The following is a 3,734-nucleotide window of genomic DNA, read 5'->3' as shown; positions in this document are numbered from 1 at the left end:
ACGATCAGCATCGCATGGGTGCCGTGCAGGTCCACGCGCAGCGTGCCGCGCGGGTTGGCGGCCACGTGCTTGAGCGAAGCGTCGGCATCGTCCAGTTCCGACAGCACGTGCACGCAGCGTTCGTAGTAGGCCGATCCGTCGTGGGTGGGGCGAACCTGGCGCGTCGTGCGATCGAGCAGCCGCACGCCCAGGCGGCTCTCCAGCTCCTTGATCGCGTTGGTGGCGGAGGGCCGCGGGATGTCCAGCATCTCCGCGGCGCGGCTGAAGCTGCCGGTCTCCACGATGCGGGTGAACAGCAGCAGGGTGTCGAGGCGATCCATGCCTCAATTGTTATCGATGGCGAAATTCACATGGCATCCGTGCGGCATTTATCCGTCATTCGATAACAACAAGAATGCCTTCACCTTCACTGAACTCCTCAGGAGAACCCCATGCCATTCGCCAACTTCAAATTCCCCGAGGGCACCGTCGACCACGCCCGCAAGGAAGAGATCATCCACCGCACCACGGCCATGTTCGTCGAGTACTTCGGCGAGAAGGCCCGGCCCTTCTCGATGGTGCTTGTCGAAGAGGTCGCCGACGGCGGCTGGGGTCGCGCCGACGAGACGCTGACGCTGGCCAAGATGGGCTTGCCACCGAAGGCCCGGTGAGCGACCGGGCGCGGGTGGACAGCGCCACGGTCATGACTCAAGATGCCCCCTCGCGACACTGATAGCCGCAGAGGCCACAGGCTCGTCACCACGCGGGCCGATGGCTTCTCACACAACCACATCAGGAGTGAGACATGCATCAGATCCGTTTGCGTTCGTTCGTCGCCGCGCTGCCGTTCCTTTGCGCGGCTGTCGCGGTTTCTGCCCAGGAGGCCGAACCCGGCTGGGCCAAGGGCCGGCCCAAGACCGACACGGCCATGAAGATGGCGCCGGTGCCGGCGTTTCCGATCCCCACCGGGGCCGACCAGCTGCCGACCCGCAAGTTCAAGCTGCCGCCCGGCTTCAAGGTCGAGACCTGGGCCTCGGGCGTGCTCGATGCGCGCGAGTTGCGCCAGGGTGCCAAGGGCAACATCTTCGTCAGCACGCTGTTCGTCGCCAACAAGGTCTACGTGCTGCCCGAGAAGGCGGTCGACGGCAAGCGCGAGCCGAAGGTCATCATCGACAAGACCGAGCAGGCGACCGGCATCGAGTTCTACAAGGGCTCGCTGTACTTCGCCACCCACAAGAAGATCGTCCGCTACGACAACGTCGAGGACAAGCTCGACAACCTCGGCGAGCCGAGCGCGGTGCTGAACGACAAGCTGCCGGGCGGCAGCGACCACAGCTGGAAGTTCCTGCGCGTCCACAACGACAAGCTCTACTACAACATCGGCGCGCCCTGCAACATCTGCGACCCGGGCGAGTACGCCAAGATCTACAGCATGAAGCTCGACGGCTCCGGCATCGAGACGATCGCCTCGGGCGTGCGCAACACGGTCGGCTTCGACTTCGATCCGAAGACCGGTGACCTCTGGTTCACCGACAACGGCCGCGACTGGCTCAGCGAGGAGATCCCGAACGATGAGCTGAACCATGTCACGCAGCCCGGCAAGCAGCACTTCGGCTATCCGTATTGCCACCAGGGCAACATCCCCGACCCCGAATTCGGGTGGGGCAAGTCGTGCGACGACTTCGTGAAGCCCGCCGCGCTGCTCGGCCCGCACGCCGGCTCGCTCGGCCTGAAGTTCTACACCGGCAAGATGTTCCCGGCGAAGTACCAGGGCGCGATGTTCATCGCCATCCATGGGCCTTGGAACCGCACGAAGAAGTACAACGGCGTCTACGTGGCGCGGCCGGACGGCAAGGGCGGCGCCAAGGTCGAGCCGTTCATGACGGGCTTCGTCGAGAACAACACCTACCTCGGCCGGCCGGTGGACTTCCTCGTGATGAAGGACGGCTCGCTGCTCGTCAGCGACGACCATGCCGGTGCGATCTACCGCATCAGCTACAGCGGCAAGGGCAAGTGACGTGWGGGCCTGGCAGCGCAGCGCGACCTTGGCCATCCTGCTGATGGCGACCTCGTGGGGGCACGCGCAGGCGCAGGCGAAGAAGCCCTCCGCCCGCGCGAGCGCCGCCTCGGCGGCTGCCGCCGGTGCGGCCGAGTATGCAGAACGCTTCCGCACCGTCTGCGCCGCCTGCCACGGCGCCAACGGCCGCAGCGACATGGCGGGCGTGCCGGTGCTGGCGGGCCAGCCGTCGCTCTACACGATCACGCAGCTGTTCCTGTTCCGCGAGGGCCGTCGCAACAACGACGCGATGATTGCGTTGGCCAAGCCGATGAAGGATGCCGACCTGCGAGGCTTCTCCGACTTCATCGGCACGCTGCCGCCGGTGCCCGCGCCGGCGCCGAGTGCACCGCCCGATGCCGAGCGCATGAGCAAGGGGCAGGCCCTCGCGCAGCAGCACAAGTGCGTGTTCTGCCATGGCGCCGATCTGGCGGGCGGACAGGGCGTGCCGCGCATCGGCGGCCAGAAGGAGGACTACGTGCGCGCAACGCTGCAGGGCTTCAAGTCGGGCGACCGGCCCGGCTACACGCGGGCGATGACCGAGGCGCTGAGCCAGGTGCCGGTGCAGGACCTGGACGTGCTGGCCTACTATGTCGCGAACTTCACCGGCAAATGAATCCCGTCGCAGTTGCACCATCGATCGGCCACGAGAGCGCATTCCTGGCAATGCTCACCGATTTCGAGGCTCATGATCCCGAGAACGCCGAGTTTTATGCGGCGGCCAAAGGGCACTTTCCTTCATACGTTCGAAGCCTCATCGACGAAGAGGCCGGCATCCATCTCAAAGAGGGATGGGTGCCGTGCACGCACCGCTGGTTGATGGCTCCATCCGGGAACCTGGTCGGCGTGACTCGCTTGCGCCACAACATCGACACCCCATTCCTGGCGGGACACGGAGGGCACATCGGGTATGACGTCGCGCCTGGCCATCGCCGCAAGGGCTACGGGCACCTTGCACTCCGCATCGCATTGGACGAGGCATCAGCCTTGGGTCTGTCGAGGCTCCTGCTGTTTGCGGCCGAGGACAACCTGGCCTCTCGTGCAGTGATCGAGCGCCAGGGCGGCGAGCTGGATTCGATCTCGTTTTCAGAGTTCTACAACGAGCGACTGTGCAGGTACTGGATCAATCGAAACCCAAGCTCATGCAGTCACCGCTGATTCCAGGTTTTTTGGTCCGCCCCGCCCGGCTTGAGGATGCAGCATCCTGGGCGCGCTATGCGTGCCTGCCCGAGGTGAAGCAACACACCAGTTCCACGGCTGAAACCGTGGACGACGTCAAAGCCGAGATCCAACGCACGCTGGGTGGCGAGCCCAACACACCGATCCGCTTTTTGCTCCTTCGCCCAGGGAGCGAAGTCATCGTCGCCACCGTGGGCTTCCACACCATCTCGTCTGCGTTCGGCACCGCAGAGGTCACGTACGACGTTGCACCCGACCATTGGGGCCAAGGCATCGCAAAGGCTTCGTGCCGGGCGGCCACGCTCTGGGCCTTCGAGGCCAAGGGGTGGCACAGAGTCCAGGCCACGACCGTCTTGCCGAACGTTCGATCTCAACGCGTGCTGGAGCACTGTGGTTTCAAGCGAGAAGGCCTCGTCCGCAATCTGAGGCTGGTGCGAGGCACGCCCACCGACTACTGGCTGTATGCGGCCATTCCCGGTGAGGTGCTGCGATAGGCCCAGAAGCGTGGCAAGGCGAACCC

6 protein-coding genes are annotated in these 3,734 nt (G+C 65.0%); 5 read left to right on the top strand and 1 reads right to left on the bottom strand.

The features are described 5' to 3' along the window. The coding region (locus tag AC1D01_RS24795) for a LysR family transcriptional regulator (RefSeq protein WP_477871090.1) at window positions 1–320 on the bottom strand (320 nt) is incomplete at its 3' end. A gap of 111 nt (window positions 321–431) precedes the next feature. Here AC1D01_RS24795 and AC1D01_RS24790 point away from each other — a divergent pair. The 5 genes from AC1D01_RS24790 to AC1D01_RS24770 all read left to right on the top strand — a co-directional run bounded on the left by AC1D01_RS24790 (window position 432) and on the right by AC1D01_RS24770 (window position 3,708). Next, a complete protein-coding gene (locus tag AC1D01_RS24790; RefSeq protein ID WP_465113265.1) occupies window positions 432–650 on the top strand; it encodes a tautomerase family protein in 219 nt (72 codons plus the stop codon). Between the two features lie 134 nt (window positions 651–784). Continuing rightward, the gene (locus AC1D01_RS24785) at window positions 785–1,996 is read left to right on the top strand and encodes a PQQ-dependent sugar dehydrogenase (RefSeq protein ID WP_477871088.1); all 1,212 of its coding nucleotides are present in this window, start codon (window positions 785–787) and stop codon (window positions 1,994–1,996) included. A gap of 1 nt (window position 1,997) precedes the next feature. Next, the gene (locus tag AC1D01_RS24780) at window positions 1,998–2,651 is read left to right on the top strand and encodes a c-type cytochrome (protein ID WP_477871086.1); all 654 of its coding nucleotides are present in this window, start codon (window positions 1,998–2,000) and stop codon (window positions 2,649–2,651) included. Next, a complete protein-coding gene (locus AC1D01_RS24775) occupies window positions 2,648–3,193 on the top strand; it encodes a GNAT family N-acetyltransferase (protein WP_477871084.1) in 546 nt (181 codons plus the stop codon). Before AC1D01_RS24780 ends, AC1D01_RS24775 begins: the two co-directional genes overlap by 4 nt. Beyond that, on the top strand, window positions 3,178–3,708 hold the full coding sequence (locus AC1D01_RS24770; RefSeq protein ID WP_477871082.1) for a GNAT family N-acetyltransferase: 531 nt from the start codon (window positions 3,178–3,180) through the stop codon (window positions 3,706–3,708). The genes AC1D01_RS24775 and AC1D01_RS24770 overlap by 16 nt, the downstream gene beginning before the upstream one ends. Window positions 3,709–3,734: the final 26 nt, after the last annotated feature.

The organism is Rhizobacter sp. P3_B12, from assembly GCF_056402895.1.
The sequence above is the reverse complement of the archived record's forward strand: the minus strand, read 5'-3'. Positions and strand labels throughout refer to the sequence as shown.